General features: G+C 73.1%; 24 protein-coding genes. 16 read left to right on the top strand and 8 right to left on the bottom strand.

The genetic code is table 11. The features are described from left to right. Positions 1-177: 177 nt before the first annotated feature. The 6 genes from FHX40_RS18065 to FHX40_RS18040 all read right to left on the bottom strand — a co-directional run bounded on the left by FHX40_RS18065 (position 178) and on the right by FHX40_RS18040 (position 5,867). On the bottom strand, positions 178-678 hold the full coding sequence (locus FHX40_RS18065) for a methylated-DNA--[protein]-cysteine S-methyltransferase (protein WP_142260719.1): 501 nt from the start codon (positions 676-678) through the stop codon (positions 178-180). Then, positions 675-2,123 (bottom strand): DNA-3-methyladenine glycosylase 2, encoded by a 1,449-nt coding sequence (locus tag FHX40_RS18060; RefSeq protein WP_142261864.1) that lies wholly within the window; start codon positions 2,121-2,123, stop codon positions 675-677. The genes FHX40_RS18065 and FHX40_RS18060 overlap by 4 nt, the downstream gene beginning before the upstream one ends. 144 nt (positions 2,124-2,267) lie before the next feature. After that, positions 2,268-2,834 carry a GNAT family N-acetyltransferase gene (locus tag FHX40_RS18055; protein ID WP_142260718.1) on the bottom strand — a complete coding sequence of 189 codons (567 nt, stop codon included), beginning with the start codon at positions 2,832-2,834 and terminating at the stop codon, positions 2,268-2,270. Then, the gene (locus FHX40_RS18050) at positions 2,834-3,763 is read right to left on the bottom strand and encodes an NYN domain-containing protein (RefSeq protein ID WP_142260717.1); all 930 of its coding nucleotides are present in this window, start codon (positions 3,761-3,763) and stop codon (positions 2,834-2,836) included. Before FHX40_RS18050 ends, FHX40_RS18055 begins: the two co-directional genes overlap by 1 nt. A gap of 96 nt (positions 3,764-3,859) precedes the next feature. Beyond that, complete coding sequence (locus FHX40_RS18045) at positions 3,860-4,084, bottom strand: acyl-CoA carboxylase subunit epsilon (RefSeq protein ID WP_142260716.1); 225 nt, start codon at positions 4,082-4,084, stop codon at positions 3,860-3,862. Positions 4,085-4,244: 160 nt separating this feature from the next. Next, positions 4,245-5,867, bottom strand: a complete 1,623-nt coding sequence (locus FHX40_RS18040) for an acyl-CoA carboxylase subunit beta (protein ID WP_142260715.1) — start codon at positions 5,865-5,867, stop codon at positions 4,245-4,247. A gap of 183 nt (positions 5,868-6,050) precedes the next feature. Between FHX40_RS18040 and FHX40_RS18035 the strand changes: the two genes are divergently transcribed. The 9 genes from FHX40_RS18035 to FHX40_RS17995 all read left to right on the top strand — a co-directional run bounded on the left by FHX40_RS18035 (position 6,051) and on the right by FHX40_RS17995 (position 15,770). After that, positions 6,051-8,678 carry a phosphoenolpyruvate carboxylase gene (locus FHX40_RS18035; protein WP_142260714.1) on the top strand — a complete coding sequence of 876 codons (2,628 nt, stop codon included), beginning with the start codon at positions 6,051-6,053 and terminating at the stop codon, positions 8,676-8,678. A 49-nt stretch (positions 8,679-8,727) separates the two neighbouring features. Continuing rightward, positions 8,728-9,561 carry a biotin--[acetyl-CoA-carboxylase] ligase gene (locus FHX40_RS18030; protein ID WP_142260713.1) on the top strand — a complete coding sequence of 278 codons (834 nt, stop codon included), beginning with the start codon at positions 8,728-8,730 and terminating at the stop codon, positions 9,559-9,561. Positions 9,562-9,831: 270 nt separating this feature from the next. Continuing rightward, positions 9,832-10,344 carry a PH domain-containing protein gene (locus FHX40_RS18025; RefSeq protein ID WP_142260712.1) on the top strand — a complete coding sequence of 171 codons (513 nt, stop codon included), beginning with the start codon at positions 9,832-9,834 and terminating at the stop codon, positions 10,342-10,344. A 36-nt stretch (positions 10,345-10,380) separates the two neighbouring features. Beyond that, a complete protein-coding gene (locus tag FHX40_RS18020) occupies positions 10,381-11,445 on the top strand; it encodes an adenylate/guanylate cyclase domain-containing protein (RefSeq protein WP_142260711.1) in 1,065 nt (354 codons plus the stop codon). 82 nt (positions 11,446-11,527) lie between these two features. Beyond that, positions 11,528-12,613 carry an S-(hydroxymethyl)mycothiol dehydrogenase gene (locus tag FHX40_RS18015; RefSeq protein ID WP_142260710.1) on the top strand — a complete coding sequence of 362 codons (1,086 nt, stop codon included), beginning with the start codon at positions 11,528-11,530 and terminating at the stop codon, positions 12,611-12,613. Positions 12,614-12,909: 296 nt separating this feature from the next. After that, positions 12,910-13,089 (top strand): (2Fe-2S)-binding protein, encoded by a 180-nt coding sequence (locus FHX40_RS18010; RefSeq protein WP_142260709.1) that lies wholly within the window; start codon positions 12,910-12,912, stop codon positions 13,087-13,089. Between the two features lie 82 nt (positions 13,090-13,171). Beyond that, complete coding sequence (gene bfr, locus FHX40_RS18005; RefSeq protein ID WP_142260708.1) at positions 13,172-13,660, top strand: bacterioferritin; 489 nt, start codon at positions 13,172-13,174, stop codon at positions 13,658-13,660. Positions 13,661-13,818: 158 nt separating this feature from the next. Continuing rightward, positions 13,819-14,487 carry a response regulator transcription factor gene (locus FHX40_RS18000; RefSeq protein WP_142260707.1) on the top strand — a complete coding sequence of 223 codons (669 nt, stop codon included), beginning with the start codon at positions 13,819-13,821 and terminating at the stop codon, positions 14,485-14,487. An 8-nt stretch (positions 14,488-14,495) separates the two neighbouring features. Continuing rightward, a complete protein-coding gene (locus FHX40_RS17995; RefSeq protein ID WP_142260706.1) occupies positions 14,496-15,770 on the top strand; it encodes an ATP-binding protein in 1,275 nt (424 codons plus the stop codon). 192 nt (positions 15,771-15,962) lie between these two features. On the opposite strand, the gene FHX40_RS17990 is transcribed toward FHX40_RS17995, so the two are convergent. Further along, positions 15,963-16,523, bottom strand: coding sequence for a GtrA family protein (locus FHX40_RS17990; RefSeq protein ID WP_229789028.1), 561 nt, complete (start codon positions 16,521-16,523; stop codon positions 15,963-15,965). 220 nt (positions 16,524-16,743) lie between these two features. On the opposite strand from FHX40_RS17990, the gene FHX40_RS17985 reads away from it, so the two are divergent. The 4 genes from FHX40_RS17985 (at position 16,744) to FHX40_RS17970 (ending at position 20,384) form a co-directional block, all read left to right on the top strand. After that, entirely contained in the window at positions 16,744-17,961 is a 1,218-nt protein-coding gene (locus tag FHX40_RS17985) for a 5-(carboxyamino)imidazole ribonucleotide synthase (protein ID WP_373286901.1), read from the top strand. Between the two features lie 2 nt (positions 17,962-17,963). Continuing rightward, complete coding sequence (gene purE, locus FHX40_RS17980; protein WP_142260705.1) at positions 17,964-18,518, top strand: 5-(carboxyamino)imidazole ribonucleotide mutase; 555 nt, start codon at positions 17,964-17,966, stop codon at positions 18,516-18,518. Positions 18,519-18,585: 67 nt separating this feature from the next. Continuing rightward, a complete protein-coding gene (locus FHX40_RS17975; protein ID WP_142260704.1) occupies positions 18,586-19,437 on the top strand; it encodes a hypothetical protein in 852 nt (283 codons plus the stop codon). 5 nt (positions 19,438-19,442) lie between these two features. Then, positions 19,443-20,384 carry a hypothetical protein gene (locus FHX40_RS17970; RefSeq protein WP_142260703.1) on the top strand — a complete coding sequence of 314 codons (942 nt, stop codon included), beginning with the start codon at positions 19,443-19,445 and terminating at the stop codon, positions 20,382-20,384. A 2-nt stretch (positions 20,385-20,386) separates the two neighbouring features. Here FHX40_RS17970 and FHX40_RS17965 read toward each other — a convergent pair whose 3' ends face one another. Then, positions 20,387-21,706, bottom strand: a complete 1,320-nt coding sequence (locus FHX40_RS17965; protein WP_142260702.1) for a UDP-glucose dehydrogenase family protein — start codon at positions 21,704-21,706, stop codon at positions 20,387-20,389. Between the two features lie 267 nt (positions 21,707-21,973). Here FHX40_RS17965 and FHX40_RS17960 point away from each other — a divergent pair, with 267 nt between their 5' ends. From FHX40_RS17960 to FHX40_RS17950, 3 genes are all read left to right on the top strand, one after another. After that, the gene (locus tag FHX40_RS17960; RefSeq protein WP_142260701.1) at positions 21,974-23,137 is read left to right on the top strand and encodes an acyl-CoA dehydrogenase family protein; all 1,164 of its coding nucleotides are present in this window, start codon (positions 21,974-21,976) and stop codon (positions 23,135-23,137) included. A gap of 277 nt (positions 23,138-23,414) precedes the next feature. After that, on the top strand, positions 23,415-24,584 hold the full coding sequence (locus FHX40_RS17955) for a sensor histidine kinase (RefSeq protein ID WP_211350310.1): 1,170 nt from the start codon (positions 23,415-23,417) through the stop codon (positions 24,582-24,584). Further along, the gene (locus tag FHX40_RS17950) at positions 24,581-25,225 is read left to right on the top strand and encodes a response regulator (protein ID WP_142260699.1); all 645 of its coding nucleotides are present in this window, start codon (positions 24,581-24,583) and stop codon (positions 25,223-25,225) included. The genes FHX40_RS17955 and FHX40_RS17950 overlap by 4 nt, the downstream gene beginning before the upstream one ends. The last annotated feature ends 4 nt before the right edge of the window (positions 25,226-25,229 follow it).

The raw sequence follows: 25,229 nt of genomic DNA, 5'->3' as shown, positions 1-25,229 counted from the left end.
CCCCCGGCGCCCGGCCCGTCCAGCCGACCCCTGGTCTGGACATGTCCGCCCCTTCCGCCCGGCGACTGGGGGAACTCCCCACTGAGCCAGACCCGCTCCCCGCCGTCCTGATACATCAACGGACAAAGTGAGCATCACTCGTTTTCGCTGGCGGCGGGGCCGTCGCCGGGCCGGGGGTCAGACCGGCACGCCCTCGTGACGCAGCAGCCACCGCTTCACCTCGGGCCCGTAGTAGTACGAGCCCACCCCGCCGGTGGCGGGCACCACCCGGTGGCAGGGCACGAACGGGGCGACCAGGTTCCCCGCGCACGCCCCACCGGCCGCCCGGGCCGCGCTCCGCGGCATGCCCGCCCGCTCGGCGAGCTCCGCGTACGTCACCACCGTGCCCGCCGGTACCGCGCGCAGCGCGGCGAGCAGCCGCTGCCGCCGCTCGCTGCCGTGCTGCCTCGCCGCGATCGCGTCGAGCGCGGCCAGGTCGCCGTCGAGGTAGTCGCGTACCGCCTGGGCGGCCTTGCCCACGTCGCCGACCGGCCGCAGCGGCAGCGCGCGCAGCTCCGGCGCCAGCCGCAGGTGCAACTCCTCGGGGTCGGCGGTGAAGCCGGCGCCGACGAGCACGTCGTCGTGCACGAGCAGGGAGAGCGGGCCCGCCGGGGTCTGCATGGTCTGCGTGAGGATCATGATGCGCTCCACAGGTACTGGGCGGCGTACGCCCGCCAGGGCCGCCACCGCCCGATCTCGTCGTCCCCGATGCCGAGCCGCCGCATCGCCCGCCGCAGCCCGAGGTCCCCGTCGGGCCAGGCGTCGGGGTCGCGCAGCGCCCGCATCGCGATGTAGCCCGCGGTCCACGGGCCGATCCCCGGTACGGCGAGCAGCCGTACGGTCACCTCGGCCGGGTCCTGCGCCCCGTCGAGGTCGATCTCGCCACGGGCCACCCGCTCGGCGAGCGTGCGCAGCGTGCGGACGCGGCGCTCGGTGAGCCCGAGCCCGGCGAGGTCCGCGTCGGCGAGCCGCTCGGCCGTGGGGAACAGGTGGCCGTCCGCGGTCCGCTCGCCCGCCCGCGCCACGAGCCGCCCGAGCAGGGTGCGCGCGCCCGCCACCGACACCTGCTGCCCGACCACGGCCCGCACCGCCATCTCGAACCCGTCGAACGCCCCCGGCACGCGCAGCCCCGGGCGGCGCTCCACCAGCGGCCGCAGCGGCGTCGCGCCCAGCGTGGCGGCGATCGCGTCCGGGTCGGCGTCGAGGTCGAGCAGCCGGCGGCAGCGGGCGACGATCCGCGCGAGCTGCCGCGTGTCGGAGAGGGTGGCCCGCAGCGCGACATGACCGTCGGCGGGGGTGAGCGTGATCACCCCGCCCGGCACCACCCGCCGGTAGCCCGTGCCGTCCACGGCCTCCACCCCGGGAACCGCCCGCGCCGCCAGGAACTCCAGCAGCGCCCCGGCCTCGTACGGCCGGCGGTGGTGCAGGCGCAGCGTGATCGCGCCGCCGCCCTCCGCCCCACCGGTACGGCGGGCAGCCGCGGCGCCTGCCCCGTTGCGCCGCAGCTCGCCCGGGGCGAAGCCGTACGCCTCGCGCATCGCCGCGTTGAACTGCCGCAGGCTGCCGAACCCGGCCGCGAACGCCACGTCGCCGATCGGCAGCGTGGTCTCGGTGAGCAGCCGCTTGGCGAGCAGCAGCCGCCGGGTCCGCGCCACCGAGCGCGGGCCGACCCCGAGCTCGGCCAGGAACAGCCGCCGCAGGTGCCGGTCGGTCACGTGCAGCCGCCGGGCGAGCCCGGCCACGCCGCAGTCGTCGACCACCCCGTCGTCGATGAGCCGCAGCGCCCGGCCGACCAGGTCGGCCCGGACGTCCCAGCCGGGGTCCCCGGGGCTCAGCTCCGGGCGGCAGCGCTTGCACGGCCGGAACCCGGCCGCCTCGGCCGCCGCCGGGTGCCGGAAGAACCGCACGTTCCGCCGGGCGGGGGTGCGCGCCGGGCAGATCGGCCGGCAGTAGATCCCGGTGGTGAGCACGCCGGTGTAGAACCGCCCGTCGAACCGGGCGTCCCGGGCGGCGAGCGCCCGGTAGCACGCGTCGAAGTCGAGCTCCGCGGGCGGCGCGTCCGGTCCCGCCGGCGGCCCGGTCACGGGCGGGGCCGTCGGTGCGGGGATCGCCGTCGCGGGCGACGCTGCGATGGACACGTCTTCGACGCTATCCCTGATCCGGGCCGGTGGACTCGCGGGAAACGGACCTCGCGGCACCGGCGCGGACGACGGCCACGCGCGGTCCCGTCAGGTGGCCGCGCCGGGCCCGGGGAACCGGCGCTCGAGCACCTGCCCCTCCCACTCGCCGACCATGAACCGCTCGGTCGGGGTGAACCCGGCGCGCTCGTAGTACCGCACGAGGGCGCGGTCGCCGCCGCCCCAGCAGTCGAGGCGCAGCACCGGCAGCCCGCGCGCCACGGTCTCGGCGCACGCCCGCTCCAGCAGGGCCGCGCCGATGCCGTGCCCCCGGCGCGCCCGGTCGGTCACGAACGCCTGCACGTACAGCTCAGGCCCGGTCGCGGGCGGCGCGTAGTGCGGGGCGTCCCCGAGCACGATCGTGCCCGCCACCTCGCCGTCCACCTCGGCGATGCGCAGGCCGCCGCCGGACGCCCAGTTGTGGGCCTGCCGTACCCGTTCCGGCCGGGTGGAGAACGGCTCGGTGCCCCACTGGCCGGTACGGCCCTGGGCGACGAGCCAGCGTACGGCGGTGTCGAAGAGGGCGAGCACGGCGGGAACGTCACGTACGTCGCCGGTGCGGACGCGCACCCCGGCGGCCTCGGTGCGACCGGAGGCCGCGTTGTCACAGGTTGTCATCACTTGGAGGATACGCCCACGCCGAGGTCGAACTCCCGGTAGACCCGGGCCCAGAAGCCGTCCCGGAGCCACACCCGGGCCTCGGGGTACGGCCGCAGCGAGTGGCCGAGCTCCTTCTCGGCCTCGATGAGCAGCTCGGTGTCGATGACGGTGGGCAGGATCGGGCCGGGCAGCAGGTCGCGGATGTTGTCGCGGCCCCGGGTGAGGATCCACTTCTGGGCGACGTGCTCGCCGACCTCCTCCACCCGCGGGCGGCTCGGGCCGAGCTTGGCGACCTGGCCGACCGGGGACTTGACCGGGGGCTTCACCACCGGGCTGCGGCCCGCGAACACCTGGGCCGGGGTCGGCGCGACCGGCTGCGGGGCGCGGCTGAAGTAGGCGCGCAGGAAGTCGGCGCTGAGGATCTCGACCGTGTCGGCCTCCCAGACCAGGCGCTCGGCCTGGTTCGTGCCGAACGGCGGCTCCACCCCCCACAGGTGGACGCGCACGCCGAACGCCTGGGCGGCCTCGACCGCGGGGACCATGTCCTCGTCGCCGGCGATCAGCACGGTGTCGGTGACCGCGTGGTGGCGGGCGAGCGCCTCCAGGTCGCTGCGGATCTGGGCGTCGACGCCCTTCTGCTGGCCGCGGGCATTGAGGTTGCCGAGCCGTACCTTGACCCAGGGGAGCTGGGCGATGACGCGCTGGTCGACGGTGGGCACGCGGTCGCGGGCCGCGTCGTACCAGTAGACGCGGAGCAGCTCGCCGGGGATGCGCTCCATGGCGTGCTTCTTCAGCGCGCCGATGAGCTCGTCGGCGGCGACGCGGTACTCCTTGCGCTCCTTCGCGCCGAGCAGGACCTCGCCGGCCGCGGCGTACAGGTATCCGACGTCGACGAGAATCGCGTACTTCGCCATTGCCCGATAGGCCGTGAGGTCCGGGGTGCCCATGCTCTCCTCCAGGCCTCTGCTCGGTGCGTACTCGGTCCGTCCCCCTTTCATAGATAGTCCCAACTCTTGGACTACTTGACACCCTCTTCCGGGCATCTAGCGGGGGAGTGCGCTCGCCCTCCATGCTCCCGGGCCGTGCGCGAGCGGGGCGCGCAGCACCGGACGCCGCCAGTTCGCCCGGGGGCGCACCGGCGGCTTCGCGGGCGCGGCGGTCCGCGTGGCGAGCGCCACGACGAGTGCGGCGATCTCCTCGGGCGTGGCGTCGCCCCGGATCACCCGCAGGCGGGGCCGGTCCCCGCCGGGCTCGTCGTTCTCGGACACCTGGCCTCCTTCCCAGCCGGCCTCCGGCCCGGTGCGCCGCCACCCGCACCGGATCGGATGACCGAATGTGACCTTTCGAATGCGCTCTGTCACTCCACCGTAGGGAGTGGCGGCGGCCCTGTCAAAGCGCACCGACACGTGCGCGGTGCGGAGCGGGCCGTCAGAGCGGGATGTTGCCGTGCTTCTTCGGCGGCAGGGTCTTGCGCTTGTTGCGCAGCGCGCGCAGCGCCTTGATCACCTCGACCCGGGTCTCCGACGGGAGGATCACCGCGTCGACGTAGCCGCGCTCGGCCGCCAGGTACGGGTTGGCGAGGGTGTCCTCGTACTCCTGCACCAGCCGGGCCCGCAGCGCGTCCGGGTCCTCGGCGGCGGCGAGCTCGCGCCGGTAGAGGATGTTCACCGCGCCCTGGGCGCCCATCACCGCGATCTGCGCGGTCGGCCAGGCGAGGTTGATGTCGGCGCCGAGGTGCTTGGAGCCCATGACGTCGTACGCCCCGCCGTACGCCTTGCGGGTGATCACGGTGACCAGCGGCACGGTGGCCTCGGCGTACGCGTACAGCAGCTTGGCGCCGCGGCGGATGATGCCGTTCCACTCCTGGTCGGTGCCGGGCAGGAAGCCGGGCACGTCGACGAAGGTGAGCACCGGGATGTTGAACGCGTCGCAGGTGCGGACGAACCGGGCGGCCTTCTCCGAGGCGTTGATGTCGAGCGTGCCGGCGAAGCTCATCGGCTGGTTGGCGACCACGCCGACCGAGCGGCCCTCGACCCGGCCGAAGCCGACGATGATGTTCGGCGCGAACCCGGCGTGGATCTCCAGGAACTCGCCGTCGTCGAGCACGTGCCGGATCACCTCGTGCATGTCGTACGGCTGGTTCGGCGAGTCCGGGATGAGCGTGTCGAGCTCGCGGTCCTCGTCGGTGATCTCCAGCTCGCCGTACGGGAGCTCCTCGACCTCGAGCGCCGGGGGCTCGTCGAGGTTGTTCGACGGCAGGTAGCTCAGCAGCTCGCGGGCGAACTCCAGGCAGTCGTGCTCGTCGGCGGCCTCGTAGTGGGCGACGCCGGACCGGGAGCCGTGGGTGTGCGCGCCGCCGAGCTCCTCGAAGGTGACCTCCTCACCGGTGACCGTCTTGATCACATCCGGCCCGGTGATGAACATGTGCGACTTCTCCCGGACCATGAGGATGAAGTCGGTCAGCGCGGGGGAGTAGACCGCGCCGCCCGCGCACGGTCCCATGATGAGCGAGATCTGCGGCACCACGCCGGAGGCGTGCACGTTCCGCTTGAAGATCTCCGCGAACAGCCCGAGGGCGACCACGCCCTCCTGGATGCGCGCCCCGCCGCCGTCGTTGATCCCGATGATCGGGCAGCCGACCTTGAGCGCGTAGTCCATCACCTTGACGATCTTCTCGCCGTACACCTCGCCGAGCGAGCCGCCGAACACGGTGAAGTCCTGGCTGAAGATCGCCACCGGCCGCCCGTCCACCGTGCCGTGGCCGGTGATCACGCCGTCGCCGTACGGCCGGTTCTTGTCGATCCCGAAGTTGTGCGAGCGGTGCCGGGCGAGCTCGTCGAACTCGACGAACGATCCCTTGTCGAGGAACGCCTCGATCCGCTCGCGCGCGGTCATCTTGCCTTTGGCGTGCTGCTTCTCCACCGCGCGCGCGGAGCCGGCGTGGAGCGCCTCCTCCCGCCGTCGCTTGAGGTCGGCGATCTTCCCCGCGGTGGTGTGGATGTCGATGCGCTCCTGCTCGGGCGTGGGCTCGGCTACGGGCTCTGCGGTCATGGCGCACAGCGTAGCCCTCCCGGCCGCGCGACCTGCGGGCACACCCCGCGATCGGGACGGTGTGCCGGAAGTTACGACCGGGTAGTGATCGTTTCACCGGCCGGACCGGCGCTGACCAGTGGTCTAGTCCAATCGGGGGGTCGGCTCACAACGTACGAAAGCGGACTCGATACCCTTCGAGACATGGCCGTAGGCAGGCAGAGCGTGGCCGCCGAGATGCCCGAGGAGATGCGGGCCGACGTGCGGCTGCTCGGTGAGCTACTGGGTCAGGTCATCGCCGAGAGCGGCGGTCCGGACCTGCTCGAGGACGTGGAACGGCTGCGCAAGGCCGTGATCGGCGCCCGCCGGGGCGAGGTGTCCGCGGACGAGGTGGCCGAGATGGTCGCGGCGTGGCCGCTCGACCGCGCGGTGCAGATCGCCCGTGCGTTCACCTGTTACTTCCACCTCGCCAATCTCGCCGAGGAACATTACCGCATCCGTACGCTCCGGCGGCGCGACACCGAGGAGGCCGTGCAGCCGGAGTCGATCGCCGCGGCGGTGCGGGAGCTGCGCAAGGACCTCGGGCCGGAGCGGCTCCAGCACCTCGTCGACGAGCTCGTCTACCACCCGGTGCTCACCGCCCACCCGACCGAGGCACGGCGCCGCGCCGTCGTCACCGCGATCCAGCGCATCAGCGCCCAGCTCGCCGCCTACAACGCGCCCGGCGCGGGCGCGGGGGAACGCCGCGAGGCCCGGCGGCGGCTGCTGGAGGAGATCGACCTGCTGTGGCGGACCGCGCAGCTGCGGGCGACCCCGCTCGACCCGCTCGACGAGGTCCGCACCGCGATGGCGATGTTCGACGAGACGCTGTTCCGGGTGGTGCCGGTGATCTACCGGGCCCTCGACGACGCGCTCGCCGACGGCTCCGGGACCCGCCCGCCGCTCGCCCGGCCGTTCATCCGGTACGGCAGCTGGATCGGCGGCGACCGGGACGGCAACCCCAACGTCACCGCGAAGAAGACCCGCGAGGCCCTGCTCATCCAGGCCGAGCACGTGCTGATCGCGCTGGAGAACGCCACCACCCGCATCGGCCGTACCCTCACCCTCTCCGACGGCGACACCCCGGCCTCGCCCGAGCTGCGCGCCGCGCTCGCCCACGCCGAGGGCGACCACCCCGACCTGCTCGCCGAGCTCGCCATGCGCTCGCCGCGCGAGCCGCACCGGCAGTGGCTGCTGTTCTGCGCCCACCGCATCGGCGCCACCCGGCGGCGCGACCTCGACCTCGCCTACCGCTCGGCCGACGCGTTCCTGGAGGACCTGCGGCTGTGCCAGCGCTCGCTCGCCGCCGCCGGGGCGGTCCGGCAGGCGTACGGCGAGCTGCAGAACCTCATCTGGCAGGTGGAGACGTTCGGCTTCCACCTCGCCGAGCTGGAGATCCGGCAGCACTCCCAGGTGCACGAGGCGGCGCTCGCCGAGATCCGGAGCGGCGGGCCGCTGTCCGAGCGCACCGAGGAGGTGCTCGCCACGATCCGGACGGTCGCCTGGATCCAGGAGCGGTTCGGCGTGGCCGCCTGCTCCCGGTACGTGGTGTCGTTCACCCGCTCGGCCGAGGACGTCGCCGCGGTCTACGAGCTCGCCGAGCACGCCATGGGCGAGCGCGCCCCGACGCTCGACGTGGTGCCGCTGTTCGAGTCCGGCGAGGACCTCGACAACGCGCCGCACGTGCTGTCCGGCATGCTCGAGCTGCCCGCGGTCCAGCGCCGCCTGGCGGAGAACGGCCGGCGGCTGGAGGTGATGCTCGGCTACTCCGACTCGGCCAAGGAGCTCGGCCCGACCGCGGCGACGCTCAAGCTGTACGACGCGCAGGCCGAGCTCGCCGAGTGGGCCGCGGCGAACGACATCAGGCTCACCCTGTTCCACGGCCGCGGCGGCGCGCTCGGGCGCGGCGGCGGCCCGGCGAACCGGGCGGTGCTCGCCCAGGCGCCCGGGTCGGTCGCGGGCCGGTTCAAGGTCACCGAGCAGGGTGAGGTGATCTTCGCCCGGTACGGCCACATGGCGATCGCCCGGCGGCACATCGAGCAGGTGACGAACGCGGTCATGCTCGCCTCCACGCCAAGCGTGGAGGACCGCGCCCGCAAGGCCGCCTCCCGGTTCCGCGCGCTCGCCGAGCGGGTCGCGTACGCCTCCGAGCGGGCGTACCGCGCGCTCACCGAGGCGCCGGGCTTCCCCGAGTGGTTCGCACTGGTCAGCCCGCTGGAGGAGATCGGCTCGCTGCGGCTCGGCTCCCGGCCGCCGCGGCGCGGGCTCGGCGCCCCGCGCTCGCTCGACGACCTGCGGGCGATCCCGTGGGTGTTCGCCTGGGCGCAGACCCGGGTCAACCTGCCCGGCTGGTACGGCCTCGGCAGCGGCCTGGCCGCCGTGGACGACCTCGACGAGCTGCGCCGTGCCTACCACGAGTGGCCGCTGTTCAACTCGCTGATCGACAACGCCGAGATGTCGCTGGCGAAGACCGACCGGGCGATCGCCGAGCGGTACCTGTCGCTCGGCGGCCGGGAGGACTTCACCCAGCGGGTGCTCGCCGAGTACGACCTCACCATGCGGCTCGTGCTCGAGGTGACCGGGCACTCGCGGCTGCTGGAGAACCGGCGGGTGCTCTCCCGCGCGGTGCAGCTCCGCAACCCGTACGTGGACGCCCTGTCCCACCTGCAGCTGCGCGCGCTGTCCGCGCTGCGGGCGAACGGCGAGCTGAGCGAGCACGAGCGCGACCGGCTCTCCACGCTGCTGCTGCTCTCGGTGAACGGCGTGGCCGCCGGGCTGCAGAACACCGGGTGATCCGCCCGGCCCGGCCGGAGCGGTCGCCGCGACCGGGCAGGATGGGCGGGTGGAGGAATCGCCGTACACCGATCTCGACCGCCCGCCGCTGTCCCAGCGGGCGCTGACGCGCGCGCTCGTCCGACCCGGGTCGCTGTGGTCGTCGCTCACCGTCGTCGGGCGCACCGGGTCGACCAACGCCGACCTCGCCGACGCGGCGCGGGCGGGCGCGCCGGAGGGCACCGTGCTCGTCACCGAGTACCAGTCCGCCGGGCGGGGACGGCTGGGCCGTACCTGGTCGGCGCCGCCGCGGTCCGGGCTGATGTTCTCGGTGCTGCTGCGGCCGCGGGTGCCGCCCGCGCGGCTGGGGTGGCTGCCGCTGCTCGTCGGCGTGGCCGGGGCCACCGCGGTACGGCGGATCGCCGAGGTCGACGTGCGGCTGAAGTGGCCCAACGACCTGCTGGCCGGGGAGCGCAAGCTCGCCGGGGTGCTCGCCGAGCGGGTGGACTCCGGCGGCGACGCCGCGATCGTGGTGGGCATGGGGCTCAACGTGAGCCTGCGCCCGGACGAGCTGCCGGTGCCGACCGCGACCTCGCTCGCGGTGGAGAAGGCCGCGTGCACCGACCGGGACCCGCTGCTGCGGGCCGTGCTGCGCGAGATCGAGCGGCACTACCGGGACTGGACGGCCGCGGGCGGCGACGCGGACGCGGCCGGGCTGCGCTCGGCCTATCTGGCCGCGAGCGCCACGGTCGGCCGCGAGGTGCGGGTCGAGCTGCCCGGCGACCGGGTGCTCACCGGCACGGCCACGGGGGTGGACGAGTCCGGGTGCCTGCTGGTCCGCACCGGCGACGGGGAGCGGGCGGTGAGCGCCGGGGAGGTCGTGCACGTACGGCCGGCACGGTGAACCGGCCCGGTGATCCGGTGCGGCAGGCCGGCGGGGTGACGCCGTCACCTCGCCCGGACCGCCGGTGCGAAGCGCGGATGCGACACCCCGCGGGGCGTGTGGAGTGAAACCCCGTGCGCGGCGCGGAATGCGGCCCTCCACCGGAGCGCGGGACTAAGCACCGTCCCTGCGGGGCGCTCGGGACGGCCGCTGTGGACGGCGGCGGAGAGTTGTCCACAGGGCGGACGAGGGGGCGGACGGCGCGGCCCGCGCCGTGCCACGATGTGCCGCATGGGAATCCCCGAGCATCACCTGACCGAGGGCGAGCGCGTGGTGCACTCGTTCCACCCGCACTGGAAGCGGCTGGTGCGGCCGGTCCTCGCGGTCGTCATCCTCCTCGCCGCCCTCGTGACCGCCTTCCTGCTCATCCCCGGCGGCGAGCCGTACACCGGCTACGCCCGGATCGCGGTCACCGCGGTGGTCGTGATCCTGCTCGTCTGGTGGGCGCTCGTGCCCTACCTGCGCTGGGTGACCACGTCGTACACGCTCACCACGCACCGGTTCTCCATCAGCACCGGCATCCTCAACAAGTCCCAGGACGACATCCCGCTCGCCAAGGTCAGCAGCGTGAGCTCGGACCAGCGCCTGCTCGAACGCATCCTCGGATGCGGCACCCTGGTGGTGGAGTCGGCGTCCGACACCGGCGACCTCCGGCTGACCGACGTCCCGCGCATCCAGCTGGTGCGGTCCGAGCTGTTCCGGCTGGTGGAGGACGCGGCGGACGGGCAGGTGGACGGACGGTGAGCGACAGCGGTCCCGGCAAACGATATAAACAAAGCAATGAATGAGGTTCCGGCGAAGCGGCCGACGGCGGAGGACATTGAGCGCGTGTTCCTCGGTCCACCCGCTCGCCACACCCGGCACCAGGTCGCCGCGGCGGCCGGGGTGCCGTCGGAGCTGGCCGCCCGCATCTGGCGCGCGCTGGGGTTCGCCGCCCCCGCGGACGACGCGATCGCGTTCAGCGACGCCGACGTCGCCGCGCTGCGCCGCATCGGCGTGCTGCTCGAGGAGGGCCTGCTCGACGAGAAGATCGTGATCCGCATGGCCCGGGCGCTCGGGCAGACCACCGCGCGGCTCGCCCAATGGCAGACCGAGATCGTCCTCGACCACCTCGCCGACACCGGCGAGCCGGTCGCCGACGCGGACATCGCCCGGCTCCTGCAGACGGCCGAACGGCTGCTGCCGGACTTCGAGAAGCTCCTCGTGCACGTCTGGCGGGTGCAGCTCGCCGCGGCCGTCAACCGCCTCCTCGCCCACGACGAGCTCGCGGGCGGCACGCCGTCCCCGCGCGTCACCCTCGCGGTGGGCTTCGCCGACCTGGTCTCGTTCACCCGCTACTCGCGGGAGCTCGACGAGTCGGCGCTCACCGAGCTGGTGGAGGGCTTCGAGGCCCGCGCCTCGGACGTGATCGCGGCGCGGGGCGGGCGGCTGGTGAAGGCGCTCGGCGACGAGGTGCTGTTCACCGCCCAGGACCCGCCGGCCGCGGCGGCGATCGCGCTGGAGCTCGCCGACGCGGTGCGGGAGCGGCACGACGGGCCGGACGTCCGGGTCGGCCTCGCCTACGGCCCGATCCTGCCCGTGATGGGCGACGTCTTCGGCCCCACGGTGAACCTGGCGGCGCGGCTCACCGCGATCGCCCGGCCAGGAACGATCATCATCGACACCGGCATGGCGGAGGGGCTTGCCGGCGTGCCCGGCCTGGAGATCTGCAAGATCAGGCGCAGGCCGGCCCGTGGCTTCGGGGTGATCCAGCCGTACGTCCTGCGGGCCGTACCGGCGGATCGGGAACAAGCGGGGGAGACCGGCGAACAGCCGGCACAGGCGTCGGCGAGACAGGCACGGTGATCCGGGCCGACGGGACGGCGGGGCGCGCCGACGGCCCCACGCCCGGCCCCGGGATCACCGGCGAGTGCAAGTGAGGTGCGATATGCCGTACGAGGTGCAAGGTGTGGTCGCCAGGGCCAAGGGCGAGCCGGTGCGCGTGGAGCGCGTCCACGTGCCGGACCCGGGCCCGGGCGAGGCGGTGGTGAACATCCAGGCCTGCGGCGTCTGCCACACCGACCTGCACTACCGCGAGGGCGGGATCACCGACGACTTCCCGTTCCTGCTCGGCCACGAGGCGGCCGGTACGGTCGAGGCGGTCGGCCCGGACGTGACCACGGTGCAGCCGGGCGACTACGTCATCCTCAACTGGCGCGCGGTGTGCGGCAACTGCCGTGCCTGCCTGCGCGGGCGGCCCTGGTACTGCTTCGCCACGCACAACGCGAAGCAGAAGATGACGCTCGAGGACGGGACCGAGCTCACCCCGGCGCTCGGCATCGGCGCGTTCATCGAGAAGACGCTGGTCGCCGCCGGGCAGTGCACGAAGGTCGACCCGGCCGCGCGCCCGGCCGTGGCCGGCCTGCTCGGCTGCGGCGTGATGGCCGGCATCGGCGCGGCGATCAACACCGGCGGGGTGACCCGCGGCGACTCGGTGGCGGTGATCGGCTGCGGCGGCGTGGGCGACGCGGCGATCCTCGGCTCGTCCCTCGCCGGCGCGGCGAAGATCATCGCGGTGGACGTGGACGACCGCAAGCTCGAGTGGGCGAAGCGGTTCGGCGCCACGCACACGATCAACTCCACCAAGACCGACCCGGTCGAGGCGATCCGCGAGCTCACCGGCGGGTTCGGCGCCGACGTCGTGATCGAGGCGGTGGGCCGTCCGGAGACCTACAAGCAGGCGTTCTACGCCCGCGACCTCGCGGGCACCGTGGTGCTCGTCGGCGTGCCCACCCCGGAGATGACGATCGAGCTGCCGCTGCTCGACGTGTTCGGCCGGGGCGGCGCGCTGAAGTCCTCCTGGTACGGCGACTGCCTGCCGTCGCGGGACTTCCCCATGCTCATCGACCTCTACCTGCAGGGCCGGCTCGACCTCGAGGGGTTCGTGACCGAGACGATCCGGCTCGACCAGGTGGAGGAGGCCTTCGCCAAGATGCACCGCGGCGAGGTGCTGCGGTCGGTGGTCGAGCTCTGAGCCGGCCCGGTCCCGGCTCCGGCCCGCGCCGTCGTCCGGAGGCCGCAGGCCGGGCCTAGGCGGCCGGCGGCGCGGGTCCGGCGCAGGACGCCGGATGCCGGCAGGAGCGCAGGTGGCCGCGTGCAGGAGGCCGCGTGCAGGAGGCCGCGCGCAGGAGGTCGGGCACGGAAACCCTTTGGCGCACGATGACCGGACCCTGCTGGTGAGGCGTTGTCCGGGTGCGCTATCTTAGGCTTGCCTTACCTAAGCAAGCGGGCCGTGCCCGACCTCCGTACGCGAAAGGCCTCAAGCGCGCCATGTACGCCTGCGTCTGCCGAGCCGTGACCGAGAGCGAGATCAACGAGTGCATCGCGGCCGGCGCGAAGAGCGCGAAGCAGATTCGCGACGCCACCGGCGCGGGAAGTGACTGTGCGATCTGCATACGGAGAATATGCGCGATGTTGAAGCGCAACACGGAGTTGGCGGCCGCGTCCTAGGGAATGACAACGGGGTCGTCTGCGCCGCCGGCGGTCAGGCGATGAGGCACCACGCCCCCCACCATCGCGAAGAAGAGGCCACATGCAGGGCGACCCGGAGATCATCACACTGCTCAACGAGCAGCTCACCTCGGAGCTGACCGCGATCAACCAGTACTTCCTGCACGCGAAGATGCAGGAGAACTGGGGCTACACGCGCCTTGCCGCCTACACGCGGGCCGAGTCGATCGACGAGATGCGCCACGCCGAGCGGCTCACCGACCGCATCCTGTTCCTCGAGGGCCTGCCGAACTACCAGAAGCTCAACACCCTGCACATCGGCCAGACCGTGCCCGAGCAGATCCGGGCCGACCTCGACCTGGAGCTCGGCGTCGTCGACCGGCTGCGCAGCGGCATCCGCATCATGCGCGAGAAGGGAGACATCACCTCCGCGCGGATCTTCGAGGACATCCTCGAGGACGAGGAGCGGCACATCGACTACCTCGAGACCGAGCTGGAGCTGGTCGAGAGCCTCGGCGAGCGGCTGTACCTCCAGCGGTACGCCGAGCCCCGTTCGGCGGACGACGACTAGCCGTCCGCCGCCCCCGTCAGGGCCGGGCGAACCCCCGGCGATACACCCTAGGTGTCGCTCATTTGTCTGAGTTTGCGCAGGTCAATCAATAGGTCAACGGCTGGTCAAACCGCGCGCTGTAGCCGGGAAACGATCGCCTAAGGTCATACGATCGGCTTATGACCTGCGTACTTCTCGCCGAGGACGACACCTCGATCTCTGAGCCGTTGGCGCGTGCACTGCGCCGTGAGGGCTATCAGGTGGAGGTGAGCCCCGACGGCCCGCAGGCCCTGGAGAGGGCTCTGTCCGGTGGCGTCGATCTCATCGTTCTGGACCTGGGGCTGCCGGAGATGGACGGGCTTGAGGTCGCCCGCCGCCTCCGCGCCGAGGGTCACGGCACGCCCGTGCTCATCCTGACCGCACGGGTCGACGAGGTGGACACCGTGGTCGGTCTCGACGCCGGGGCCGACGACTACGTCACCAAACCGTTCCGTCTCGCCGAGCTGCTCGCCCGGGTACGGGCGCTGCTCCGGCGCGGCACCTCCGAGACGCCCGTCGTGCAGGGAGTGCGCATCGACGCCGACTCCCGCAGGGCCTGGCTGGGCGACAAGGAGCTGCACCTCACCACCAAGGAATTCGACCTGCTGCGCGTGCTCGTGCGGGACGCCGGCAAGGTCGTGACGCGGGAACAGATCATGCGGGAGGTGTGGGACACGAACTGGTGGGGTTCCACCAAGACGCTCGACATGCACATCTCCTGGCTCCGCCGCAAGCTCGGTGACGACGCGGCGAAGCCCAGGTACATCACGACCGTCCGGGGAGTCGGTTTCCGGTTCGAGCGTGACTAGGGGGGCGGGTGCGGCGGCGTCTGCTCTCCTCCACGCTGGTCGTCGCGGCCATAGCGGTGTTGCTCCTGGGGGTGCCCCTGGGGGTGGTGGTCAGCCGCCTCATCTATGACGAGGCCGTCCAGGAGCTGCGGGCCGAGGCGACGCGACTGCTCGGGGCGATGGAGTATGCCCGCATGACCGGGGAGCGCCCGGTCACGGCGCAGCATCTGGAGCGGGACTACCCCGACCGCTACATCCAGATCTTCGTCACCGGGCAGGAACCGGTCGTCGCCGGTACGGCTCCGCCCGAGGACCGCCAGATCACCGAGGAGGTGCAGTCCGAGAGCGGGGTCTACGTCCGGGTGACCCGGGACGGCGGCCAGGTCGAGGCCGAGGTGCGGGCACGCCTGCTGTTCATCGTGGTGCTCGCGCTCGCGGCGCTCGCCGTCGCCGTCGGGCTGGCGATCGTGCAGTCGCGCCGTCTCGTGCTGCCGCTGCAGGACCTGGGCGCGATCGCGGAGCGGCTCGGCTCCGGCGACGCCCGGCCCAGCAGGCACCGCTACGGCATCCCGGAGCTGGACCGGGTGGCGGAGGTGCTCGACCGCAGTGCGACGCGCATCTCCGAGCTGCTCGGCAGGGAGCGGGAGTTCGCCACCGACGCGTCCCACCAGCTCCGCACCCCGCTGACCGGGCTGACCATGCGCCTGGAGGAGATCGTCGCCGCCGCCGACCAGCCCGCCGTGGTCCGGGAGGAGGGCGAGGCCGCGATCGTGCAGGTCGAGCGGCTCACCGCCGTGATCGACGAGCTGCTCGCCGCCGCCCGGCGGCAGCGCCACGCGCAGGCCGAGCCGCTTGAGGTGGACACCATCCTTAAGCAGCAGATGACCGAGTGGGAGCCCGCCTTCCGCAGGGCCGGGCGCAGGCTCGTGCTCACGGGTGAGCGCGGGCTGAGCGCGCTCGCCACCGAGGGCGGCCTCAGCCAGGTCATCTCCACCCTGCTGGAGAACTCCCTCGAGCACGGCGCCGGAACGGTCACGATCACCACGACGAGTGTGGAGCGTTCCATCGTGATCGAGGTCGCCGACGAGGGACCCGGCGTGCCGGACGAGCTCGCCGGCCGCATCTTCGAGCGCAACGTCAGCGGCGGCGGCGGCACCGGTCTCGGCCTCACCCTCGCCCGCACCCTGGCGGTCGCCGACGGGGGACGCCTGGAGCTGGTACGGCGTTGCCCCGCGGCCTTCGCCGTCTTCCTGCGCCCGGTGGGCGACCGGGAGCGCTACCGCGTGGTCAGCGGCCCGGCCTGACCGCCCGGGCGGTCCGCGCAGGCCCGGGCCGTACCCCTCCGGCCCGGCCGTGCCCGGCCGAAGACGGCCGGCCGAACACGCGCGGCCGGACGGCCGACCGCGACATGCCCGACCGGTGGCCGGACCGCGCCCGGCACCGGTCGTGGACGGTGTGCCGCGCCGACCTGAGCGTGCCGGGAGGGAGCGCCGTGCTCAGGAGGCTTCGGGCTGCCTGCCCGCGGCGCGGACCTCGGCCGCCGGCAGGTGCGCGGGCGCCGCGGACTCGTCGTGACCCGAGTTCTCGGCCTCGGGCAGGCCGGTGTGCGGGTCGACCGGCGGCATGTCCGCGGGCAGGAACACCCACTTCTTGTACGACCAGAAGCGGAACAGCGTGCCGAGCCCGTTCCCCAGCACGATGGAGATGTTGTAGGCGAGCGCGGTCTGCAGCTTGAGCGTGTACTCCACGAAGCCGATCACGAGCAGCGCGATCAGCAGCCCGATGCCGTTGAGCAGGAAGAACAGGAAGTACTCGCGGGCCAGGCCGGACTTCTCCCGGTGCCGCCAGGTCCAGTAGCGGTTGAGCAGGTACGAGCAGGTCGCCGCGATGACCGTGGCGATCACCTTGGACGTGAGCGGCCCCAGGTGCAGGCCGTACCGCAGAAAGTTCGTGCAGCCCCAGTCGAGGACGAACATCGCGGCTCCGACCGTGCCGAACTTCGCCATCTCATGCACGAGTTCGGAGAAGCGCTCGTACAGCCGTCGGACCAGTTGCACGGTGGGCGTGATTCCTTTCCTCACCGGGGTTGACGATCGCTCACGTCGGAGCCGGTTGCCACCAGGCTACCGGGGGCGGGGGGCACTCTCGGGCGGAGAAGCGCTAAAGAAGGCGTACCGAGATGTTTCGGCCGGGCCCCGAGGCGGCGCCGGAGCGGGGTCCCGCCGGGCGGGGCACACCGCGGAGGGCGTTTTCCCGCCTCGGCTAGGCTGGGATCTCGTGACAGGTCCAACCACCAGCGGCGACATGGCCTCCGGCGCCGACGCCCCGCTGCCCCGCGACGCCCGCGACCTCGCGGCGCCGCTCGGGCCGGTGGTCGGCATGGTGGGGGCCGGGCAGCTCGCCCGCATGACCCAGCAGGCCGCGATCGCGCTCGGCGTGGAGCTGCGCGTGCTGGCGAACGCGCGCGACGAGAGCGCGGCGCGCGTGGTCGCCGACGTGCGCCTCGGCGATCACCGCGACCTCGCCGACCTGCGCGCCTTCGCCAAGGGCTGCGATGTGATCACCTTCGACCACGAGCACGTGCCCACCGAGCACATCCGGGCCCTGGAGGCGGCCGGCCTTCCGGTACGGCCCGGCGCGGACGCGCTCGTGCACGCCCAGGACAAGCTGGCGATGCGGCGGCGGCTGAGCGACCTCGGCGTGCCGTGCCCGGCGTGGGCGCCGGTGGACTCGCTCGCCGCGGTCGAGGCGTTCGCCGAGGAGCACGGCTGGCCGGTCGTGCTCAAGGCGGTGCGCGGCGGCTACGACGGCAAGGGCGTGTGGGTGTGCGCGGACGCCGAGGAGGCGGGCGAGGTGCTCGCCACCGGCACGGCGGTGCTCGCCGAGGCGTTCGTGCCGTTCGAGCGCGAGGTCGCGGTGCTGGTCGCCCGATCCCCGCACGGCCAGGGGGTGAGCTACCCGGTCGTGGAGACCGTGCAGCGCGACGGCATCTGCGTCGAGGTGCTCGCGCCCGCCCCCGGGATCGACCCCGAGCACGCGGCGAACGCCCAGCGCGTCGCGCTCACCGTGGCCCGCGAGCTCGGCGTGACCGGGCTGCTCGCGGTCGAGATGTTCCAGCTCGCCGACGGCTCGGTGGTGGTGAACGAGCTCGCGATGCGCCCGCACAACAGCGGCCACTGGACGATCGAGGGCTCCCGCACCTCGCAGTTCGAGCAGCACCTGCGCGCGATCCTCGACCTGCCGCTCGGCTCGCCCGAGATGACCGCCCCGGTGGTGGTGATGGCGAACGTGCTCGGCGGTTCCGACCCGGACGTGTTCTCCCGCTACGAGCACGTGATGGCGCACGACCCGCGGGTGAAGGTGCACTTCTACGGCAAGCGGGTACGGCCCGGCCGCAAGATCGGCCACGTCACCGCGGTCGGCACCGACCTGGAGGAGGTGCGGGCCCGCGCCCGCCACGCCGCCGTCTATCTGGCCACGGGGGAGTACGTCTGACCATGACCACCGCGAGCACCCCTGAGAGCGCCCCCGGGGCCGCCCGGGTCGGCATCGTGATGGGCAGCGACTCGGACTGGCCGGTGATGCGCCAGGCCGCCGAGGCGCTCACCGAGTTCGGCGTGCCGTTCGAGGCCGACGTGGTCTCGGCCCACCGCATGCCGCACGAGATGATCGAGTACGGCTCCCGCGCGGCGGGCCGCGGCCTCCAGGTGATCATCGCGGGGGCGGGCGGCGCCGCCCACCTGCCGGGCATGCTCGCCTCGGTCACCCCGCTGCCGGTGATCGGCGTCCCGGTGCCGCTCAAGCACCTCGACGGCCTCGACTCGCTGCTGTCGATCGTGCAGATGCCCGCCGGCGTGCCGGTCGCCACGGTGGCCGTGGGCAACGCCCGCAACGCCGGGCTGCTCGCCGTACGCATCCTCGCCGCCACCGACACCGCGCTGCGCGCGAAGATGGCCGCGTTCCAGGAGTCGCTGCGGGAGCAGGCGTACGCCAAGGGGGAGCGGCTGCGCGCCGAGGCCGCGGCGCTCGGCGCGGTATCGGGCGACGCGTAACGGGTCGTGTCCAACCCATTCCGCAGGGTATGCCACCGATGTCCGTCCGTTGGGCTCGGAGGTGCCTGTGGGGAGATGGGGGCGGTTCCTGGCCGCGTCGGTGGCCGTCCTGATGCTGCCGGCCGGGTGCGGAGGGGCCGATCGGGAGGGCGAGATCCCCGCCAAGGCGAAGGTGGAGCTTCCCGCTGAGTCGATCATCCCCCCGGACGGCGGCGCGAGCATCCCGAGCGCCGGCTTCGCCGCGCTCAAGGAATGCGAGGCGAAGATGCGGGCCGGCGAGTACCGGTCGCTGGCCGATTCCATGGACCGGAAGGCGGAGCAGGCGATGCCGCGGTCGCTCGCCGGGTCCCTGGGCGGCCGGGCGGAACGGGCCACGCCGCAGACGCTCGCGATCTGCCGGCTGTGCGGCGGCGTCGCGAAGATCAACCTGGGGCTGGTCTCCGAAGGGCTGGCCGACCTGCGCGAGGCGGAGAGGCTGAGCGAGCAGCTGCCGCAGACCGTGCGCACGCCGCTTGAGACGCTGATGTTCAGCGGGCAGGTGGTCGGATACGCGGCCGAGGGGGACGCCGACGGCGTACGCGCCGCCCTCGACAAGCTCTCCGCCGTCGATCCGCAGGCCGCCGAGCGGTACGCGGAGAAGTGCGCCGCCGTACGGCCGGAGGGCGCGACGCTGCCGTGCGAGGCGCCCGAGCCCGAACGGGAGCCGGACTCCTCGCCGGAGGACACCGGCGAGCCGCCGAGCCCGGACGACACCGGGCCGGACGTCGTCACCTCCCCGCCGAGCCCGGAGCCGCCCACCGACGCGCCGCAGTCCGAGGGGCCGGTGACCGAGGAGCCGGGCGAGCGGCCGCCCCCGGGCGAGGCGCCTCCGGGCGAGGGACCCGCGGACGGCGGGCGGCCCGGCCAGGAGGGGGACTGACGCCCATGCCGCGCAGGGCGGGAACGCGAGGCGGCGAGACGGATCGGAACACGCAGGCGGGGGAGCTGCCCCGCCTGTGGCAGTTGCTGCTTCCGATCGTCGCGCCGACGACCGTCCTCGCCGCGCTGATGATCTACCTCGGGTCCGTGTGGGTGAACGCGAGGCTCAGGCACTACGGCCTCACGCCGGACGTCCTCGACCTCTCCCCGCAGGACTACATGTTGCAGAGCCCCGACGCCACGTTCCGGCCGCTGCTGTGGCCGCTGCTCGCGATCGTGCTCCTGGGACCCCCGTACGTGCTGTTCCTCTCGCGCATCGCCGGACACGCCACGGCGGCCCGGCGGGTGGCGTGGGCGGCGACGGGCCTCGGCGTGCTCGCGTGCCTGCTCGGGTTCCCGGGGACCGTCGAGGTGGTGCGCTACAACGTCGCGTTTCCCGTCGTCCCGCTCAGCATCCTCGTCGGCGTGCTGCTGCTCGCGCTCGCCCGCCGCCTGCACACCCTGACCGGCCGCGGCGCCTTGCGGCTGCGGGCCGAGGCGCCCCTGCTGTACACCTTCTGGTCCGTGGCCCTGGTCTGCGTGCTCGCCCTCACCCTGATCTGGGGGGTGGCCTACTACGTGCTGGGGGAGGCGGACGCCTCGGCGCGGGCCGTGCTGTCGGACCCGTACGGCCTGCCGCGGGCGGTCGTGTACGCACCCGAGCGGCTGCACATCGAGGGTGACGGCGTCACGGAGACCGCGCTACGGCAGACCCGGGGGGAGGCCGCGCGCTACCGCTACCGGTACGAGGGCCTGCGGCTGCTGATCCACGCCAACGACAGGTTCTTCCTGATCCCCGTCTGCGCCGCAGGGGACCGCCCGCCCCGGGCGATCGCGCTTCCCGATCACGAATCGATCCGCGTCGACCTCTTCCGGCCGGACCGCCGACGGGACCCGGGGTGCCCGTGAGGTCAGGGACGGCCCAGCGCGCGGTAGTGCCACCCGGCGGCCCGCCACGCCTCCGCGTCGAGGGCGTTGCGGCCGTCGACCATGTTGCGCTCGGCCACGACCCGGCCCAGCTCCTCGGGGTCGAGCTCGACGAACTCCTGCCACTCGGTGAGCAGCAGCACCACGTGCGCGGCGCGGGCGACGTCGAACGCGGACTCGCCGTACTCGAGCTCGGGGTGGGCGCGCCGCGCGTTGTCGAGCGCCACCGGGTCGTACACCCGCACCCGGCCGCCCTGGTTGCGGATGTTGACCGCGACGTCGAGCGCGGGCGAGTCGCGGATGTCGTCGGAGTTCGGCTTGAACGCGGCGCCGAGCACGGCCACGTTGCAGCCGTGGAACGACCCGCCGGCGAGCTCGCGGGCGAGGTCGACCATGCGGGCGCGGCGGCGCATGTTGATCGCGTCCACCTCGCGGAGGAACGACAGCGCCTGGTCGGCGCCGAGCTCCCCGGCGCGGGCCATGAACGCCCGGATGTCCTTGGGCAGGCAGCCGCCGCCGAAGCCGAGGCCGGGGTTGAGGAACTTGCCGCCGATGCGCTCGTCGTAGGAGAGCGCAAGGGAGAGCTGCTTGACGTCGGCGTGGGCGGCCTCGCACACCTCGGCCATCGCGTTGATGAACGAGATCTTGGTGGCGAGGAAGGCGTTCGCCGCGGTCTTCACCAGCTCGGCGGTCGGGTAGTCGGTGACGATCAGCGGCACGCCCGCGGTCAGCATCGGGGCGTAGACCTCGCGCAGGATCTTCTCGGCCTTCTCCGAGGCCACGCCGATCACGATCCGGTCGGGGTGCAGGGTGTCGCGGACGGCGTAGCCCTCGCGCAGGAACTCCGGGTTCCAGGCGAGCTCGACCTGCTCGCCGGCCGGGGCGAGCCGTACCAGCTTCTCGGCGAGGCGGGCCGCGGTGCCCACCGGCACCGTGCTCTTGCCCACCACGAGGCACTCGCGGGTGAGGTGCGGGGCGAGCGATTCGACGACCGCGTCGAGGTAGGAGGTGTCCGCCGCGTACTCGCCCGGCTTCTGCGGGGTGCCCACGCAGATGAAGTGCACGTCCCCGAACTCGGCGGCCTCCTCGTAGGAGGTGGTGAAGCGCAGCCGGCCGGCCTCCAGGTTCCGTTTGAGCAGCTCGTCCAGGCCCGGCTCGTAGATCGGGAGATCCCCCGCCCGCAGCCGGGCGATCTTCGCGGCGTCGACGTCGAGACCGAGCACCTCGAAGCCCAGGTCCGCCATGCACGCCGCGTGCGTGGCGCCCAGATATCCCGTTCCCAGCACTGTGAGGCGGTACGGCACGAGCGCTCCTTCCCTTCCCTCCGCGGGTCTGGTCCGCCTCGCCGTACCGGCGTGGAGGCCGCGTGTCGTCCTCCCACCGCGTCCGGCTCGACCACCTTTACCCGTGATCGTGACTAAGTCCCATAATCGCGCGCGCGTTGCCGAGGCATGCTACCGGCCCACCCCGGCGGGCCCGGCCGCGATCCCGGAGCGCGCTCGCGTCAAGAAAACCGAAACTTGTTCGGTCCCGGTGGGGACTGCGATTGTTGGACGTCCTACCATCTGGTTATGAGCTTCCCTCTGTATGCACCCCTCGAGGAACACACCATGCTCCGGCAGGCGATCCGGGCCCTCGCCGAGGACAAGATCGCCCCGCGGGCCGCGGAGGTCGACCGGACCGGAGAGTTCCCGTGGGACGTCTACCAGGCCCTGGTGGAGGCGGACATGCACGCCATCCACATCCCCGAGGAGTACGGCGGGGCGGGCGGTGACGCCCTCGCGGCGGTGATCGTGATCGAAGAGGTGGCCCGCGCGTGCGCCTCGACCTCCCTCATACCCGCCGTCAACAAGCTCGGCACCGTACCGCTGCTGCTGTCGGGGTCCGAGGAGCTCAAGCAGCGCTACCTGCCGCCGGTCGCCCGCGGCGAGGCGATGTTCTCGTACGCGCTCTCCGAGCCCGAGGCGGGCTCCGACGCCGCGGCCATGCGCACCACGGCGGTGCGGGACGGCGACCACTACGTGCTCAACGGCACCAAGCGGTGGATCACCAACGCGGGCGTGTCGACGTACTACACGGTGATGGCCGTCACCGAGCCCGGGGCCGGCGCCCGGGGCATCTCGGCCTTCGTGGTGGAGAAGGACGACCCCGGCTTCTCGGTCGGCGCCCCGGAGAAGAAGCTCGGCATCAAGGGCTCGCCCACCTGTGAGCTGTACTTCGACGACTGCCGCATCCCGGCCTGGCGCATGATCGGCGAGCCCGGCACCGGCTTCAAGACCGCGCTCGCCACCCTCGACCACACCCGGATCACGATCGCCGCCCAGGCGATCGGCATCGCCCAGGGCGCGCTCGACTACGCCCTCGGGTACGTCAAGGAGCGCAAGCAGTTCGGCAAGGCGATCGCCGAGTTCCAGGGCGTGCAGTTCATGCTCGCCGACATGGCGATGAAGCTCGAGGCCGCCCGCCAGCTCACCTACGCCGCCGCGGCCAGGTCGGAGCGTGCCATGCGCGGCGAGAAGGTGGAGGACCTCACCTTCTTCTCCAGCGCCGCCAAGTGCGCCGCCTCCGACGCCGCCATGGAGATCACCACCGACGCGGTCCAGCTCCTCGGCGGCTACGGGTACACCAACGACTTCCCGGTCGAGCGCATGATGCGCGACGCCAAGATCACCCAGATCTACGAGGGCACCAACCAGATCCAGCGCATGGTGATGGCCCGCCAGCTGCTCAAGTAGGCCGCTCAGCGGACATCGCTTGGCGAACCCCGCCTGTCGCGTCGCCGGAGGCGGGGTTGGCCGTGTCATGGCCCGGATCGGCACGCGTACCGTTCCGCGGCCGCCGGTGCCGGGCCGTACCCGACCCGGCCTGGTACGGCCTGCCGGGCGCATCGGCGGCCGGGAGGATGGCGGGTCCTCATTTCGGCGGATGGGCGGACGCGGCCGGCCGTGGTGGGATGGTGGCGTGCCTCGTCACAGCACGGCCGTGGTCACGTGGTGGCGGAGCCTGCCGGCGGTGTGGCAGGACGTCCTCATCGCCGTGAGCTCGGCCGGGATCGGCGTGATCGCCTACCCGCTCAACTGGCTCGCGCTGTTCCTGACCGGGCTCACCGTGCCGGAGTGGGTGCGGATCGCGCTGTTCGGGGGCATCTGCGTCGTGCAGGTGTTCCGGCGGAAGGCGCCGATCGGCGCGCTCGTCGCCGGGTTCGTGATCGTGGTCGCCGACGGCCTCATCGGGCCGAGCCTGGCCGTGCTGCTCGTGTTCAGCGACCTCGTCTACTCGGCTGTGCTGTACGGCCCGCGGCGGTCCGGCCGGATCCTCGTCACGATCCTGGCGCTGACCGCGGTCGCGCTGCTCGGCATCGGCGCGGCGTCCGGGACGGCGCCGATCCTCGTCATGCTGACCGGGGTGGCGCTCGTGCCCCTTCTCGGCATCTCCGCGTGGTGGGCGACGAGCGTCCGGCAGCACATGGAGATCGCCGAGGCCGAACGCGTCAACGCCGAGCAGCTCGCCCGGATCGCCGAGCTGGACCGGCGGGCGGCCGTGGCGGCCGAGCGCGCCCGGCTCGCCCGCGACCTGCACGACGTGATCGCGGGACACCTGTCCGCGATCGCGATCCAGTCCGAGGCCGCGCTCAACCTCACCGACGCCTCCCCCGAGACCCAGCGCGCGGTGCTCGCCTCGGTCCGGGAGAACAGCGTGCGCGCGCTGGAGGAGATGCGCGCGATGATCGAACTGCTGCGGGCGGACAGTCCCGGCGCGGACGAGGACGACACGGGGGAGGCGGTCGTCCCGGCCGGGCTGTCCGAGCTCGGCACGCTGGTCGAGTCGGCGCGGGCGAGCGGCCTCGACATCGAGGTCCGCTCGGAGCTCGGCGACTCGACCGCGCTGCCGACCGCGGTCGATCTCACCGCGTACCGGATCGCGCAGGAGGCGTTGACGAACGTGATGAAACACGCGCCAGGGGCCCGCGCCCGGATGGACCTCCGCGTCGCCGACGGTGCGCTCACCGTCGAGGTGGTCAACGAGCTGCCCGCCGGGGCCGATCGCGGTCCGGGCACCGGCGCGGGCCTGTCGAACATGCGGGAGCGCGCCATGGCGGTCGGGGGAAGCCTCGTGGCCGGCCCGTCGGGGCAGGGCTGGCTGGTGCGCGCCGTACTGCCGCTGGCGGGGGTGCGGGCATGACGATCAAGGTACTGCTGGCCGACGACCACGCCGCGATCCGGGCCGGGCTGGCGCTGCTGCTGAACAACCAGCCCGGCATCGAGGTGGTGGGGGAGGCCGCCGACGGGGCCTCGGCCATCCGCCAGGCGCGGGCGCTGCGGCCGGACGTGGTGCTGATGGACGTCCGCATGCCCGGCATGGACGGCGTCGCCGCCACCCGCGTCCTGGTCGGCGAAGGGCTGGCCCAGGTGCTCGTGCTCACCACCTTCGACCTCGACGAGTACGTGTACGGGGCGCTGCGGGCCGGGGCCGCCGGTTTCCTGCTCAAGTCGGTGGAGGCGCCACGGCTGGTGGAGGCCGTGCGGCTGGTGGCCGCGGGGGAGGGCGTGCTCGCCCCGCAGGTCACCCGGCGGCTCATCGACGCGTTCGCGCGGACCGCCCCGGCGAAGCCCGCCCCGGACCTGAGCCGGCTCACCGAACGGGAGCGCGAGGTGCTGCGCTGCATCGGCATGGGCATGTCGAACGCCCAGATCGCCGCCAGGCTGTTCATCGGCGAGACCACCGTGAAGACCCACGTGTCGAAGGTGCTCGCCAAGCTGGAGCTGCGCTCCCGCGTCCAGGCGGCGATCCTCGCCCAGGAGTCCGGGCTGTTGGACGGCTGACGCT

It is taken from the genome of Thermopolyspora flexuosa, assembly GCF_006716785.1.
GTDB lineage: Bacteria > Actinomycetota > Actinomycetes > Streptosporangiales > Streptosporangiaceae > Thermopolyspora > Thermopolyspora flexuosa.
The sequence above is the reverse complement of the archived record's forward strand: the minus strand, read 5'-3'. Positions and strand labels throughout refer to the sequence as shown.

Coding starts and splice junctions, on each gene's coding strand:
- purE (WP_142260705.1), top strand. CDS start 17,964: ATGACCACCGCGAGCACCCCTGAGAGCGCCCCCGGGGCCGCCCGGGTC.
- FHX40_RS18065 (WP_142260719.1), bottom strand. CDS start 678: ATGATCCTCACGCAGACCATGCAGACCCCGGCGGGCCCGCTCTCCCTG.
- FHX40_RS18055 (WP_142260718.1), bottom strand. CDS start 2,834: ATGACAACCTGTGACAACGCGGCCTCCGGTCGCACCGAGGCCGCCGGG.
- FHX40_RS18050 (WP_142260717.1), bottom strand. CDS start 3,763: ATGGGCACCCCGGACCTCACGGCCTATCGGGCAATGGCGAAGTACGCG.
- FHX40_RS18040 (WP_142260715.1), bottom strand. CDS start 5,867: ATGACCGCAGAGCCCGTAGCCGAGCCCACGCCCGAGCAGGAGCGCATC.
- bfr (WP_142260708.1), top strand. CDS start 13,172: ATGCAGGGCGACCCGGAGATCATCACACTGCTCAACGAGCAGCTCACC.
- FHX40_RS17960 (WP_142260701.1), top strand. CDS start 21,974: ATGAGCTTCCCTCTGTATGCACCCCTCGAGGAACACACCATGCTCCGG.
- FHX40_RS18020 (WP_142260711.1), top strand. CDS start 10,381: ATGAATGAGGTTCCGGCGAAGCGGCCGACGGCGGAGGACATTGAGCGC.
- FHX40_RS18025 (WP_142260712.1), top strand. CDS start 9,832: ATGGGAATCCCCGAGCATCACCTGACCGAGGGCGAGCGCGTGGTGCAC.
- FHX40_RS18010 (WP_142260709.1), top strand. CDS start 12,910: ATGTACGCCTGCGTCTGCCGAGCCGTGACCGAGAGCGAGATCAACGAG.
- FHX40_RS17950 (WP_142260699.1), top strand. CDS start 24,581: ATGACGATCAAGGTACTGCTGGCCGACGACCACGCCGCGATCCGGGCC.
- FHX40_RS18000 (WP_142260707.1), top strand. CDS start 13,819: ATGACCTGCGTACTTCTCGCCGAGGACGACACCTCGATCTCTGAGCCG.
- FHX40_RS17970 (WP_142260703.1), top strand. CDS start 19,443: ATGCCGCGCAGGGCGGGAACGCGAGGCGGCGAGACGGATCGGAACACG.
- FHX40_RS18015 (WP_142260710.1), top strand. CDS start 11,528: ATGCCGTACGAGGTGCAAGGTGTGGTCGCCAGGGCCAAGGGCGAGCCG.
- FHX40_RS18035 (WP_142260714.1), top strand. CDS start 6,051: ATGGCCGTAGGCAGGCAGAGCGTGGCCGCCGAGATGCCCGAGGAGATG.